Origin of the sequence: Burkholderia sp. GbtcB21 (genome assembly GCF_019091065.1) — a bacterium.
Classification (GTDB): Bacteria; Pseudomonadota; Gammaproteobacteria; order Burkholderiales; family Burkholderiaceae; genus Burkholderia; species Burkholderia pyrrocinia_C.
Genome location: NZ_JAGXKA010000014.1, coordinates 44,789 through 58,522 on the forward strand (window position 1 = coordinate 44,789; position 13,734 = coordinate 58,522).

Sequence of the window (13,734 nt, forward strand, 5' to 3'; positions counted from 1 at the left end):
GGATCGTAATCATGCTCAATCAGACGCGAATCATGTTGTTGGAGGATGACCGGATCCAGCAGACGATGCTGGTCTCGTGGCTCAAGGCGGAGGGGTATCAGGTCGAGGCGTTCGACAATGGCATCGAGGCACGCAACCATCTGTCGGATCACTGGGCGGACCTGATGATCCTCGACTGGGACGTGCCTGGCCTGTCGGGCGACAAGCTGCTCAGCTGGGTGCGTGGGCGGTCGCGCTCGACGGTCCCGGTGATTTTCCAGACCGTGCATTCCGACGAAGAGGAAATCGTCCGGATCCTCGACACCGGGGCCGACGACTTCCTGATCAAGCCGGTCGACCGGATCGTCTTTCTCGCACGCATCCGCGCGCTGCTGCGGCGTTTCCAGACGGCGGGCAGCGAACGGCGCCGGATGATCGTCGGCGACTACATCCTCGACCGCGCCAACCTGAACATCAGCCGCGGCACGACCTCGCACTCGATCGGCGCGAAGGAGTTCGACCTGCTCTGGCACCTCGCGTCGCATCGCGGCATCGTCGTGCAGCGCCAGGACCTGTATTCGGTCGTCTGGGGCTGGGACGGCGGATCGCAGAGCCGCTCGGTCGACATGTACGTGAGCCGCCTGCGCACGCGCTTGAAGAACCTGAATGTCGACTGGGTGATCCAGTCGGTGTACGGCCGCGGCTACCGGCTGAACCTGGCCGACATGCCCGTGGACCAGGAAGTCGAGCAAGGCGAAGGGGCGATCGAGTACAAGCGTTGAGCGGTTTTTTCGCAAGCGTCTGCATGCTGCTGCATCTCGCGTGCGGCGAGCCCGAGCCGGTCGCGGCGACACCCCGGCCCGCGCCGGCATCGGCCGTGTCCGCGCCGGCGGCAACCGCGCCGCCGCATGCGCGCCGCACGACGCGCACGCGCCCCGCCGGCAAGGCTGCCAGCGACGCGCGCGCTTCGCCGCCTCCGCGGCATAGATCACCCGACTGCCGCGCGCATGCGTGCGCGCTGCCCAACCTGCCGCCGTGGCCGTCCGCGCCGTACCGCTATTCCACCAGCGGCGCCTCGCTGCCGGACACGCTGCGCGCGCTGTCCGCCGCGACGCATGTGCCGATTGCTTTCGACGCCGGGTTGCCGGGCCGCGTCGAAGGGCGCTTCGAGTTGCCGCCGCAGCGCTTCGTCGAGATGCTCGCGCACGGGTACGGGCTCGTCTGGTATTACGACGGCACGGTACTGCACGTCGATGCGGCCGGTACGCAGACCACGCTGATCGTCCGTCTCAACTACGCGCGCCCGGCGGACCTGCATGCACTGCTCGCGCAGACCGGCATCGACGACGTGCGTTTCGTCGCGCGCGACGACACGCCGGCCCGCGGCCTCATCACGTTTCGCGGGCCGCCTGCGTGGATCGCGCTCGTGGGCCGTGCGGCGCAGCGGCTCGACGCCGACGCGCGTGCGCGCGTGAAGACCGCGGTGCGCATCGTGCCGCTCCGCTACGGCAACGCGGCGGACCGCACGGCGTTCGCGAACGGTCGAACCAACGTCGTGCAGGGCGTCGCGACCCGCGCGGCGCGCGTGCTCGATCCCCAAGACAGCCTGCGCGCGACCATCACCGAATACGAGGCGCCGCTGCCGGCGCTCGGCGCCGATGCGGGTACGAACGCGGTGCTGGTGCGCGACCGGCCCGAGCGGCTCGACGCCGACGTGCGGGCGATCGTCGCGCTCGACCGGCCCCGCCAGCACGTCGGCGTCGGCCTGCTGGTGGCCGAAGTCGATGCGGATGCGCTGGGCGCGATCGGGCTCGGCGCGCAGGGTGCCACGGTGATGCGGGCCCGCGCGGCGCGCAACCTGGGCGCCGCGCTGCGCGGCACGCCAGGCGTGCGCATGCTGACCGACAGCGCGCTTCAGACGGACGACGGCGTGGCCGTTGCATGGGAACGGCACGTCGAACAACCCGTCGCGCCGACGGGCGGCCAGCGGGACCCGGCGGCATCGGACGGCACGGCCGCGGCCACGGTGGCGGCCTCCGATCCGGGCCCGGCCACCGACGACGCGTTGCGCATCGTGCCGGCGCTCGACATGCGGACCGAGCCGCCCCGCGTGGTGCTGGCCGTCGAATGGCGCGGTGCGGCGATCGACGTCGCGCGTGCGTCGCTCGGGCCGGGCGAGATGCTCGCGATGGTGGAACCCGGTGCGTCCGCGCCGGCGGCCGGGCATGGATCGATGCGAGTGATCCTGCTCGCGCCGCATCCGGTCGACGGTTGCGCGTCGCTCGCCGAGGCGGGTGAAAGGGCGCCGCCCGGGCAGCCGGCCGCGGCGTGCCGATGAGCGCGGCCCGCGCCGCATGCGCCGGCCGCGACCGCGCGATGGTGCGCGGCCGACACCAACGCCCACGCCGACGCTACGCGCGCAGCCACGCGTAATCGCCGTTGACGATGTTCTGGAACATCTCGTCGGTCGACTCGATGATGTTGCGCCGCCAGTAGCGGCCGTGTTCGGTGTAGTGCGAGACGGTATCGGCGACGACGGCGCCGTCGACATCGGGCGTCAGCGGCAGCCTGAGGATGAGGATGATGCCGCCGGTATCGGCGTCGAGCCCGAGCTGCGCCTGGTCCTGCGCATAGATCAGCAGGTTCGCCTCGAGCATCAGGCGGAAGATCACGAGCGTGCGCCCGGCAGTGACGGTGCCGTAGTGGAAATTCACGTACATGGCCTCGGGATCGTTCTCGAAATGATCGAGCCGCACGTCGAAGCCCTCGACTTCGATCGTGCGCGTCTGCAGCACGTAGTCCGCATCCGGCAGGCCGACGACGGCACAGGTGTCGCGGACGATTTCCGCGAAGCGTTCGATGCTCATGACCGCGACGATCCGGCGCGGGCGAACGCGGCGCGCGCCGCGTCCGCCACGCCCGACGGGATCAGCCTTTCTTCGAATCCTCCTCGGTATCCTGCGCGCCCGTCTTCGCGATGTTGCAGACCGACTGGATCATCGACATCATCACCTGGATCATGGTGGCCTCGATCATGGTGCTGACCATCGTCTGCATCATGCCCATCATTGCCGCGCTGGCGCCAAATGACATAACTTCCTCCGGAACAAGTTGAATGACATGCGGATCGGCACACGACGCCCGTGCGGCTTCGCGTACCGGCCGATTACGCCGGGCACCCGCGCCCGGCGGCTGGACGAGACGCCCAACACCGGTTCAATGGCTGACGGTCGAATCGTCCGCGGCCAGTTCGTTCAGCCGATGGACGAGGCGCTGGCCCGCGATCATCCCGCGGTAGATTTTCTGCAGCGCCGCGCGCTCGTCGGCATCGGCGCAGGCGGCGGTCGCGTCCGATACGCGCTGCGCGCAATCCTCGAACGCGGCCGCGATCGCGCCGATCCGCGCGCCCGCATGGCCGCCCGCGAGCGTCTGCTCGAGGTTCTTCATTTCGTCGATCATGGCTTCCAGTGCGTCGTACATGGCAACTCCTTCGATGGCCCGCGACGGGCCGGGTTGACGGGGAACTAGCGGATCGCATCGCGCCCGGGCACGATCGATTCGCGCAATATCCGCGGGCCGCCGGCGGCGTCGCCGGTACTCGACGTGAACACGTGCTTGACGCCGTCGGTCGTCTGGACGTAACGCGTGGCGCCCACGTCGAGCATCGCGCTGTACAGCACGCCGCTGGTCGCGGGCGCTTCGGTGACGTTCACGTCGAGGCGCCGGATGTTGGCATTGAGGTCTGCGCGCAACTGGCCCAGCGCTTCCTGGAGACGCGCGATCGACGGTGCGACGCCCGTCACGTCGAACACGCCGTCGCCCGCATAGCGCACGCGCACGCCGTCGATGCCGATCGACTCCTCGATGCTGGCGACGTCGTCGTGCGCGACGTCGTACTGGCGCGCGATCGCGTGGTAGTCCGCGCGGGCGAGCAGGGCCCGTGCGGCGATGTCCTGCGAGGTTTCGTCGACGATGCCGTCGACGACGACCGTGTCGCCTTGCGCGCGAACCCGCAGCCCGGCGATGCGTGCGTCGCGGAACTGGCGCTCCAGCCGTGCCGCCACCGAGTGTGCATCGGGCGGCGGCGGCACGTTGCCGCGATCGGGCCAGACGTTGGCGATCACGGAGCCGCCTGCCGCCAGCAACGCGACGACGGCCGCCGCCGCGAGCAGCAGCCGGGTGCGGCGCTTCGCACGGGGCGCGTGTTCGCCGCCGGCCGGCCTGTCGCCGGTGCCGTGGTACAGACCTGCGAGCAATTCGATGTCGGGCGGCCATGCGGCGTCCTCGTCGCCGAAGCACAGCACGGTCGTACCGAAAGGGAACGCGACGAAATCGGGAATCCACACGACCGACTGATCGGGCGCGGCCGCATCCGCGCGCCGCGCGCTGACCGCGCCGTGCGCGTCGAGCTCGACGAACACGTCGTCCTCGTCCCAGTCGGTAATGCAGATATCGGTGTCGTCGGCTGCGCCGATCCGGTAGCGACCGGGCGTCAGGCGCGCCTGAATCCCCGCATGGGTGCCGGTCAGGATGCGCAGTGTCTTCATGGGATGAGAGCAGGTCCGTTGGCAGGCAGGGATTCGGTGATCGGCGCCGCAGATGCATGGCACCGCCGCTTACCGCATGTTTGCGAGTGTAGGCAGCGGCGCGCCGCGATCCGGCCGCGATCGCGAACGCATCGCCCGTGCCGCGAACCGGCGTGCGTTCACGGCGCGTCGCTCCGGGGTACGCCGTTGCGGACGCGCACGATCGCGTCGAGCCGGACCAGCGAACGCGCGCGCAACGCGGCGGTCGACGGGCGCAGGTCGTGGAAGGCCAGCAGCGGGGTGAGCGCGCCGCGTGCGCCGGTTCCGGCGCTCAGCCGCTTGAAGTCGACGAGGAAGCGCAGCAGGTCGTCGTAGCTGCTGGACGCGTCGTCGCCCGCCAGCTGACGGGCTTTCAGGACGTCGGCCGCGACCGCGAACGCGTCGTGCCCCGCGCAACGCTGCAGGATGACCGCTTCGCGCATCGCGTCCGGGTAGACGAGCGGCTGGTCGGCCGTCGATGCGGCGAGCGCCTGGAGTTCGGTGCGGGTGGCGGCGGCCACGCGCCGGATCGCGTCGATGCGCCGCTTGCCGTCCTCGGGCGCGTCGCGGCGCCCCCCGTTCGATTGCGACCCGCCGTCGTTGAACGACGGCATCCGCGCGCCGGGCGCGGCGTCCCGACGCGGCGTCCAGCTGCCGTGTGCGGGATGACGGGACGGGCGACGTTCGTGCTTCGGCGTTTGCTGCGGGCTTTTCGGATGCCGGGACTGTTGCTGTTGTTGCCGATGCTTCTGCTGCGGGTCGGGCCGCGCATTCGGTTGTCGTGGCCGCGGCGCACCGTTGCCGCCGTGGCCTTCGTGGCGCCCCGGCAGGTGCGACGTGTGCGGCAGCCCGCCGTGCGCGGCGAGCAGGTGACGCAGGTGATCGGCCGCGGCCTGGCGCGCGTGCGTGGCGCCGTGCGATGGATGCCATGCGCGCGCCGCGTGCCGGAACATGCTGTTCCGGTACAGCCGCGCACGCAGGTCGATGCGCGCACGCGCGTGCGCGGCCGTGTCCGCCGTGGCCGGAGCGACCTCGTAAGGGCCGGACGCGCCGGGGTCGTGACGGACGGTCGTCATGTCGGCACCGCCGCGCTCAGGAGCCGGAGGGCGAAGCGCAGGATGGTGGTGCCGCCCCAGCCGGCAGTGAGCAGCAACGTCCCGATGACCGCGAACAGCTTGACGCTGTGCGAAATGGTCTGGTCCTGCAGCGACGTGATCGCCTGCAGGAACGCGACGATCAACCCCGACAGCGCCGACACGATGATCGCCGGCAGCGAGATGTAGAGGCAGAGCAGCAAGCCTTGCGAGGTCAGTCCGATCAGGGTGTCCGTATTCATCGCGCGCCTACTTGTAGGTGAGGATCAGGCCGTGAATCAGCGCCGACCAGCCGTCCATCGCCACGAACAGCAGCAGCTTGAACGGGATCGCGACGTTGGTCGGCTGGATCTGGTTGAGGCCCATTGCCAGCAGCACGTTGGCGATCACGAAATCGACGACGATGAACGCGATGTACAGCAGGAAGCCGATCCTGAACGCGTCGGCGAGCTCGGTCAGCGTGAACGCGGGCGCGAGCACGATCAGGTCGTCCTCGTGCAGCGCGTTCGCGAGACTCTCCGGCCAGATCACGTGCGCCGAGCGCATGAAGAACAGGCGCTCGCGTTCGCGCGAATGCGCCTTGAGGAAGGTCCGGAACGGCGCCTGCGATGCGCCGAACGCCTGGACCATGATTTCCGCCGGCGAATTCGCGAGTTGCTCGTGGCGCATCGTGTCGGCCGCGCTCATCCCGATCGGCGCCATCACGTAGAGCGTCACGAGGATCGCGATGCCGTTGAGCACCATGTTCGGCGGCACCTGCTGCACGCCGAGCGCGTTGCGCAGCAGCCCGAGCACGACGACGATCTTCGCGTACGAGGTCACGACCATCGCGACGAACGGGATCAGGCCGATCGCGATGACCGCGACCAGCAGCGCGGTCAGTTCGTTAATCTGCGTCATGGCTGCCGAATACGTCGATGACCCGTACGCCGAGCTGCTCGCCGACCGTGACGAGTTCGCCGATGCCGATCAGTTGCCCGTACGCGACGAGCCGGATGCGCGCGTCGCGCAGCGTGCCCCGCAATTCGATCACGTAGCCCGGCCGCAGCGCGGACAACTGCGCGAGCGGCAGCGTGACCGTTTCGATTTCGAAACTGACGGGCAGCTCGAGTTCGTCTAGCGAGGTCTGGGTCTCGGCGTCGGCGGCGCCGGGCACCGGGTGGTCATTGCGGTCGGTCATGGCAGGTTCCGTATCGAGAACGAGTCGGGGGCCGTCGAGCGTGGCTTGCGCGACGTACTGATGCGTGCCGGCAACGCCCCAGCGCAGTGCAAGCGCGTGGACCGGCGCGGTGCCGTCCGATCCGACGAATGCCGGATCGGCGAAGCGCAACACGACGTCGCCGGGACGCAGGCGCCTGAGCGTCGCGATCGGCAACGCCTTCTCGCCGACGATCAGGTAGCCGGGCACGCGAATCCGGCCGAGCCGCGCGGGCAGCGACAACGGATACCGGGCCATCCGGCGTTCGATCAGGTCGATCCAGCCGGGATCGGCCGGCCCGATCCGACACGCATGGCGGTGCGCACCGTGTATGCAGAGCATGCCGACGGTCGCCGCGCGGCGGCCGTCGCGATGCACGGGGGCATGACGCCCGATCGCCGCGACGCCGACGTTCACGGCGCCGAGCGTGTCGAGCAGGTCGATCAGCGGCGTGAGCAGCAGGCCCGCGATCGCGCACGACAGCGGCGAGCCGTCGTCGTCCGCGAGTGCCGCCAGTGCCGGGTGCGCGTCGGCGTCCAGCCCGATCCAGGCCAGCGCGCCGTCGTACTGCAACGCGACCCAGCACAGGTTGCCGTCCGCCACGTCGCAGGGCACCAGCCGCCGGTCCGCCGCGCCGTCGAGCCCGGCAACGCACGCATCGAGACGCGCATCGCCCAGCAGACGGGCAACGCTCGCGAGTTCCGCATCGATGCGCGGCAGCCCGTTCGGGTCGTCGCGCAGCGCGCGGACGGTGTGGCGAGCAGGTTGGCCGGTGGCGTTCATCGTGTCGTGTGTGAGCGGTTCTTTCGACGGGGCGGTGGGTGCGTGCGCAACCGTTCGTATCGGCTGGCGGTCATGCGACTTCGATCGACACGTGGCGCGCAACGGCGAGGCGATGCAGCAGGTTCGCCAGTTGTTCGTGCAGCACGTGCACATGACGACAGACTAGTTGGCGGATGTCGGGCGCATCGGCGTCGAACCGAAGCGCGAGGTCGAAATACGAAAGGTGCAGTTCGAGCGTGCAGCCTGGCAGCAGGTCGGGATCGAGCCTGAGGCGGACGGTCCAGTTGCCGTTCTCGAGCACGGCCGCGTCGCTGCAGAAATCGGCCACATGCGCGGCAACGAAGCGCATCAGTTCCACCACGCGTACCTGTTCGGCGCCGAGCGCCGCGACGAACGGCCGGACCTGTGCATCGAGCCGCCGCGCGCGCTCGGCCGGCGGCGCGTCGGCGTCGAGATCGTCGTCTGTGCCGTTTGCGCCGGCGTCCGATTGATCCGCTGCGTCGGCAGCGGTGTCGTCGGACGAGACCGCGTCCGTCGGCTTGCGGAGCGCATCGCCCCGTGTGCGCCGGCCGTGCGTACGCAACGCGTCGTGCAGCGCCGCGCGCTCGCCGCGTTCGCGCGCATCGCGTACCAGTTCCGCATAGTCGATACCGCGCCGGCTCCGCGCCGGGCGAGGCGCGCGGTGCGCACCGTCGTCCGCGTCGTCGTCAGGCGCGTGGATGCGCGGCGTGATCGGGTGGGTCGTCATGGCTGTCCCTGCGCGCGGCCGTCATGTCGTGACGCGACCGAGCGGGCGCAGTTCGACGTAATCGCCGAGCTCCTGGTACGAGTACACGCGCAGCCACGGCAGGTGCGCCTCGACCATGCGCCGCACGTAGCGACGGATGTCCATCGACGTGACGAGCGCGACTTCGTCGTGAGGCACGTCGCCCACGTAAGCGCCGATCTGCTCCGCGAGCGTGCGGACTTCGTCGGGCGAGAGCGCGAGATAGTTGCCGGTCGGCGTCTGCTTGATCGACTGGCGAATATGCTGCTCCAGGTCGCTCGTGAACAGGACGGCCTGCAGGGACGCTGCGCCGCCCGTCGCGCTGTACGCGATATACCGGGAGAGATCGCCGCGCACGTATTCGGTCAGCAGCAGCATGTCCTTCTCCTTGGGCCCCCAGTTCACGAGGCTCTCCATGATGCTGCGCGCGTTGCGGATCGGGATGTTCTCTTCCAGCAGGCGCCGCAGCACGTCGGCGACCCGTTGCAGCGGCAACGCCTTCTGCACCTCGGCGACGAGGCCGGGGAATTCGGCGCCGAGCTGCTCCAGCACCCACTGGGTTTCCTGGATGCCGACGAACAGCTTCGCGCGGGCGCGCAGCAGCGCGATCGTGTCGTTGGCGATCACCTGTTCCGCGCGCCACACCGTCGCGCCGCCGGGCGGCTGGCGTTCCGGCGCCCAGTAGCTGTCCGCCTGTCCGCCTGCCGCGCCGGCCTTCTCGCATTGCGCGGCCAGCGCCGGGTCGGCCGCCGCGCCGGGCACCATGACCTTGCCGGGCGGAATCGTCACGGTCAGCGACGGGACGTCCAGCACGAGAATCTCGAACGTACCGGCCGCCAGGTCGGACGCGGTCCACATCGTGATGCCCGGGAACGGCAGGCCTACCTGCTCCTGGAGCAGCATGCGCTGCGCCTCGAACGCGTCGTTCAGCGCGGCGGCCGACAGGCGGTCGGCGAGATCGGGGGCGAGTCGCACGCCGAGCGCGCTGGTGAACTGCGGCGCGTGCCGGAGGATCGTCGGCGCGTCGCCTTTCGATCCCGCGCGCTGCAGCGCGGAGACCGTCTTTCCCGGCGCGGCGGACGACGTGCCGTCGCCGCGCCGCGCGAGCCGGTAACCCGCGACCCCAAGCAGCGCGGACAGCAGCAGGAACAGTTCCCATGGAAAGCCGGGCACCATCGCAAAGCCGAGGAGCAGCACTGCCGCGAACAGCATCGCGCGCGCGTTGCCGCCGAGCTGGCGCAACATGTCCTCGCCGAGCGAGCTGCCTTGCTTGGCCGACTCGTCGGATACCCGCGTGATCATCACGCCCGCGGATACCGCGATCAGCAGCGACGGGATCTGCGACACCATCGCATCGCCGATCGACAGGATCGAAAAGCGGTTCGCCGCGTCGCCGGCCGTCATGTCGTGATAGGCCACGCCGACCGCGATGCCGGCCGTCATGTTGACGAGCGTGATGATGAGGCCGGCGATCGCGTCGCCCTTGACGAACTTCATCGCCCCGTCCATGCCGCCGTAGAGCTGGCTTTCGACCGCGAGCCGCGCGCGCTTGCGGCGCGCCTCGTCGGGCGTCAGCAGGTTTGCGCGCAAGTCCGCGTCGATGCTCATCTGCTTGCCGGGCAACGCGTCGAGCGTGAACCGCGCGCCGACTTCGGCCACCCGCTCCGAACCCTTCGCGATCACGATGAACTGAACGGTCGTGATGATCAGGAACACGACGAGGCCCACGACGAGGTTGCCGCCGACCACGAGCTCGCCGAAGCTCTCGATGATGTGTCCCGCGTCGGCGTGCAGCAGGATCGACTTGGTCGACGCGATGTTGAGCGACAATCGGTAGAGCGTCGTGAACAGCAGCACCGACGGAAACGCCGACAGCTGCGTGATCGACGGCACGTACAGCGTTACCATCAGCAGCACGACGCTGATGCAGATGTTGACCGACAGCAGCATGTCGATCACGAACGGCGGCAGCGGCAGGATCATCAGCGAAACGATGGCCGTGACGAGGGCCGCGATGCCGACTTCGCCGCCCGCGGGCAACTTCAGATTCTTGAACATGTCGCGCTCCAGGTGCGAATCAACGGGGTTCGGCTGCGGGCGTGCCGGGGCCGACCGCTTCGACCCAGCGCAGGATCGCAGCGACGACTTCGAACAGATCGGACGGAATCGGCCGATGCTCGGCCACCTTGTAAAGCGCGCGCGCGACGGGCGGGTTGGCGACGATCGGTATGCCGCGTTGCGTCGCCAGCGCACGAATCTCGAGTGCCGCGTCGTCGGTGCCCTTCGCAAGCACGACCGGCAACGGCGTTTCGCCGCGCACGTAACGCAGCGCGACCGCGTAATGCGTCGGATTGACGACCACCACGTTCGCGCGGCCGACTGCCCCCGACAGGCTTTCGCCGCCGCCGTTGACGAGTTCCTTCGCGCGCTTGCGCCGCTCTTGCTTGAGCTTCGGCTCGCCTTCGCGCTCCTTCATTTCGCGCTTGACCTCGTCCTTCGACATGCGCTGCGCGCGCATCATCAGCCAGTGCTGGATCTTCCAGTCCACCACGCCGACCACGAGGAACAGCACGGCAGCCGCGAACAGCAGCTTCAGCAGCGCGTGCCACAGAATCTGCGAGAGCGCCGCCAGCGGCTCGGCCATCGCGGACGTGATCAACGGAAACAGCGACACGATCACGTGCCACAGCGCGGCGGCGATCACCACGGCCTTGACGCTCATCTTCAGCAGGTCGATCAGCGCGCGCTTCGAGAAGATCTGCTTGAGCCCGGCCGCCGGCGACAGCCGGTCCATCTTCGGCATGACCGGGTCGAACGATACCTGCAGGCCCACCTGCGCGCCGATCGACAGCGCGGCCGCGAGCGCCGCGGCCACGCTGATCGCGCAGCACGCGATCGCGCCGTTGGCCAGCTCGTGCATCAGGACGGACCAGAGCGCGTCCATCGAACGCGCGGACGCGCAGAAATCGATCGCGCGCGAGATGTTCTGGTGGAGGGCGTCGAGCAGCGGATGCCAGGCGAACGTAAAGAGCGCGAGCGAGACGAGCACGAGTACCGCCGCGACGAGATCGACACTCTTCGCCACGGTGCCTTTCTTGCGCGCCTCCTTGAGCTTGCGTCGCGTGGGCTGTTCGGTTTTCTCGTCGCTCATGAACGCTCCGTTCGCGTCGTCATGCGTCGTCGCACGGTAGCGCGGCCGCCGCCCGGGCGCGTGCATGCACGCGAAGGCGGCGCGGCCGGCCCGAAGCGAGCGGCGTCCGTGCCGGCGATGCGCCGCGTGCGCGATGCGGCCTTCGCCGCGCGGGAAATGCCTTCGCACGCATGGCGTTGCCGCCGTGGCGGTTTGCTAACTTGGGAGCGTGGACGGCAGCCGCGTCCCGACATTCCCGTTACCTGAAGGCGGACTCGAACATGGACGGCAAACCCGAATACATGCAGTGCAGCAACAGGCTCGTCAGTGCAATGCGCGAGATCGTGCGCCTTGCGCTGGTCGACAAGTTTCCGAATCCGCGCATGACGAGCGACGAAGCCGAACATCTGCTCGATGCGCTGCACGTGATGCGGCCCGCGCGGCCGGAGCTGATCCTGTACGACGGCTACGTGCACATCGTGCATCGCAACTGGATCGATGCGATCGCGGTGTTCGACGGGCTCGCATCGCGCGGCGAATGCATGCCCGGCGCGCGGGCCATGCTCGTCTATTGCCTGGCGGCGAGCGGCAATGCCGACTGGCGCATCGTGGCCGGCAAGATGCGCGAGGACGAGGGCAGCCTGACCGACGACGCGCGCGCGTTGCTCGATTCGGTCGAGTTGCGCGACGAACTCGAGCGCGCGAATCGCGATGCGCAGGCGACCGGCGTGTTCCACATGACCGACATGATGAAGCGCCTACGCGACCGGCTCGGCATCAAGACGCCGACGTTGCATGACGCGAACGGGCCGGATGCGAATGCCGACGGCGCCCAGCCGTCCGCAGCGACGCCGACCGCGGAAGAAAGCCAGTACCTGCGTCTTTGAACGCGTCGCTCGCATCTTCGAAAAGGGGCTCCCGATGAATCCGATTCCTCCCGTACCCGATTTTCAACTGGCGATCGCACGCGGCGGCGGTGCGACCGGCCTGGCCGACGCGATCGATCCGGGCGTACCGGCATTGCCGGTCGTCGTACCGCCGCACGAGGTCGCGAGCTTCGAGCAGATGATGGCGAGCGGCGTCACGGCGCCGCCGAAGCCGCAGGGCTCCGAGGCCGGATCGCTCGCCACGCACCTCGTGCTCAGCGAGGACGAGGCGCTGCAGACCGTATCCAACGACGCGCTGTACATGCTGCACAACGCGGGCGACATGTCGTTCAACCAGATCGCGGCCGCCTCCGTGCAGATGCAGATCGAGACGGCGAGCCTGCAGGTCGACATGTCGATGAAGATCAGCGTGGTCGAATCGTCGAAAGGCGCGCTGGAAACCCTGATGAAGAACCAATGACCATGAACGCCCGGATCCGGATCGTCGGCCACACGAGCGTGCACGTGTGCGTGGTGTTGTGCGTCGCGCTGTGCATCGCGCTGGCCGGCTGCAAACAGGAACTCTATGGAAACCTCAGCGAGCAGGACTGCAACGAGATCGTCGCGGCGCTGCTGCAGGCGGGCATCGACGCGAAGAAGGAGAGTGCGGACGGCGGCAAGACGTGGAGCGCCAAGGTCGACGATGCACACATCGTGCAGGCGATGAACGTATTGCGCGAGCATGGCCTGCCGGCGCACAAGTACGACGATCTCGGCGATCTCTTCAAGAAGGACGGCCTCGTGTCGACGCCGACTGAGGAGCGCGTGCGCTTCATCTACGGCGTCTCGCAGGAGCTGTCGAAGACCCTGTCGCAGATCGACGGCGTGATGGTCGCGCGCGTGCATATCGTGCTGCCGGACAACGATCCGCTTGCGATGCACGTGAAGCCGTCGTCCGCGTCGGTGTTCATCAAGTACCTGCCGACGGCGAATCTCGCGACGATCGAACCGCAGATCAAGAACCTCGTGGTCCACAGCGTCGAAGGGTTGTCGTACGACAAGGTCAGCCTGACCGCGGTCGCCGGCAGTCCGCTCGACGTGACGCCGCGCGCGCCGTCAGGCGGCGGGGTGTGGCGCACGATCGCGATCGCCGGATGCGTACTCGCGGCGCTCGCGCTGCTCGTCGTCGTGACGCGCAAGCGAGGCCGGCGCGCGAATGACGCAGACGCGCCCGAGGCGTCCGGCGCGCCAGGTGGAAACGCGGCGGGCGGCCTGGCGGCGAAGCTGCCGGTGGGCCCGTTCCGAGGCAAGCCGGCCGCCGACGGCGCAGGGCGCTGACCGGCGCGCGGCACG

The 13,734-nt window shown here is 69.0% G+C and carries 16 protein-coding genes; 5 read left to right on the forward strand and 11 right to left on the reverse strand.

The annotated features are described in order from the left end of the window. The first annotated feature begins 11 nt into the window (after nt 1-11). Together KVT39_RS26810 and KVT39_RS26815 are read left to right on the forward strand one after the other, a co-directional pair. Nucleotides 12-761, forward strand: coding sequence for a response regulator transcription factor (locus KVT39_RS26810; protein ID WP_034179931.1), 750 nt, complete (start codon nt 12-14; stop codon nt 759-761). After that, nucleotides 758-2,317: a secretin N-terminal domain-containing protein gene (locus tag KVT39_RS26815; protein WP_105390838.1), complete on the forward strand. Its 1,560-nt coding sequence runs from the start codon at nt 758-760 to the stop codon at nt 2,315-2,317. Before KVT39_RS26810 ends, KVT39_RS26815 begins: the two co-directional genes overlap by 4 nt. Nucleotides 2,318-2,390: 73 nt before the next feature. On the opposite strand, the gene KVT39_RS26820 is transcribed toward KVT39_RS26815, so the two are convergent. The 11 genes from KVT39_RS26820 to sctU form a co-directional block, all read right to left on the reverse strand. Beyond that, entirely contained in the window at nt 2,391-2,846 is a 456-nt protein-coding gene (locus tag KVT39_RS26820; protein WP_012339989.1) for a hypothetical protein, read from the reverse strand. Nucleotides 2,847-2,907: 61 nt separating this feature from the next. Beyond that, complete coding sequence (locus KVT39_RS26825) at nt 2,908-3,072, reverse strand: hypothetical protein (RefSeq protein WP_012339990.1); 165 nt, start codon at nt 3,070-3,072, stop codon at nt 2,908-2,910. A gap of 123 nt (nt 3,073-3,195) precedes the next feature. Then, the gene (locus KVT39_RS26830; RefSeq protein ID WP_034179930.1) at nt 3,196-3,459 is read right to left on the reverse strand and encodes a hypothetical protein; all 264 of its coding nucleotides are present in this window, start codon (nt 3,457-3,459) and stop codon (nt 3,196-3,198) included. A gap of 44 nt (nt 3,460-3,503) precedes the next feature. After that, nucleotides 3,504-4,526, reverse strand: coding sequence for an HrpD5 family protein (gene hrpD5, locus KVT39_RS26835; protein ID WP_175748629.1), 1,023 nt, complete (start codon nt 4,524-4,526; stop codon nt 3,504-3,506). A 158-nt stretch (nt 4,527-4,684) separates the two neighbouring features. Further along, the gene (locus KVT39_RS26840) at nt 4,685-5,620 is read right to left on the reverse strand and encodes a hypothetical protein (protein ID WP_217590603.1); all 936 of its coding nucleotides are present in this window, start codon (nt 5,618-5,620) and stop codon (nt 4,685-4,687) included. Beyond that, the gene (gene sctS, locus KVT39_RS26845; RefSeq protein WP_012339994.1) at nt 5,617-5,880 is read right to left on the reverse strand and encodes a type III secretion system export apparatus subunit SctS; all 264 of its coding nucleotides are present in this window, start codon (nt 5,878-5,880) and stop codon (nt 5,617-5,619) included. Before sctS ends, KVT39_RS26840 begins: the two co-directional genes overlap by 4 nt. 7 nt (nt 5,881-5,887) lie before the next feature. Beyond that, complete coding sequence (gene sctR, locus KVT39_RS26850; protein WP_217590604.1) at nt 5,888-6,538, reverse strand: type III secretion system export apparatus subunit SctR; 651 nt, start codon at nt 6,536-6,538, stop codon at nt 5,888-5,890. Continuing rightward, nucleotides 6,525-7,619 carry a type III secretion system cytoplasmic ring protein SctQ gene (gene sctQ, locus KVT39_RS26855; RefSeq protein WP_217590605.1) on the reverse strand — a complete coding sequence of 365 codons (1,095 nt, stop codon included), beginning with the start codon at nt 7,617-7,619 and terminating at the stop codon, nt 6,525-6,527. Before sctQ ends, sctR begins: the two co-directional genes overlap by 14 nt. A 70-nt stretch (nt 7,620-7,689) precedes the next feature. Then, nucleotides 7,690-8,367 carry a type III secretion system protein SctP gene (gene sctP / locus KVT39_RS26860; RefSeq protein WP_217590606.1) on the reverse strand — a complete coding sequence of 226 codons (678 nt, stop codon included), beginning with the start codon at nt 8,365-8,367 and terminating at the stop codon, nt 7,690-7,692. A gap of 21 nt (nt 8,368-8,388) precedes the next feature. Continuing rightward, on the reverse strand, nt 8,389-10,443 hold the full coding sequence (gene sctV, locus KVT39_RS26865) for a type III secretion system export apparatus subunit SctV (RefSeq protein WP_217590607.1): 2,055 nt from the start codon (nt 10,441-10,443) through the stop codon (nt 8,389-8,391). Nucleotides 10,444-10,462: 19 nt separating this feature from the next. Beyond that, nucleotides 10,463-11,536 (reverse strand): type III secretion system export apparatus subunit SctU, encoded by a 1,074-nt coding sequence (gene sctU, locus KVT39_RS26870; RefSeq protein WP_034180117.1) that lies wholly within the window; start codon nt 11,534-11,536, stop codon nt 10,463-10,465. Nucleotides 11,537-11,796: 260 nt separating this feature from the next. Here sctU and KVT39_RS26875 point away from each other — a divergent pair, with 260 nt between their 5' ends. The 3 genes from KVT39_RS26875 to sctJ are packed head-to-tail and all read left to right on the forward strand — an operon-like array spanning nt 11,797 to nt 13,719. Then, nucleotides 11,797-12,402, forward strand: coding sequence for an HrpB1 family type III secretion system apparatus protein (locus KVT39_RS26875; protein WP_181152223.1), 606 nt, complete (start codon nt 11,797-11,799; stop codon nt 12,400-12,402). 34 nt (nt 12,403-12,436) lie between these two features. Then, nucleotides 12,437-12,862, forward strand: coding sequence for a hypothetical protein (locus KVT39_RS26880; RefSeq protein WP_051983630.1), 426 nt, complete (start codon nt 12,437-12,439; stop codon nt 12,860-12,862). A 2-nt stretch (nt 12,863-12,864) separates the two neighbouring features. Further along, nucleotides 12,865-13,719 carry a type III secretion system inner membrane ring lipoprotein SctJ gene (sctJ, locus tag KVT39_RS26885; protein ID WP_034180114.1) on the forward strand — a complete coding sequence of 285 codons (855 nt, stop codon included), beginning with the start codon at nt 12,865-12,867 and terminating at the stop codon, nt 13,717-13,719. Nucleotides 13,720-13,734 lie beyond the last annotated feature (15 nt).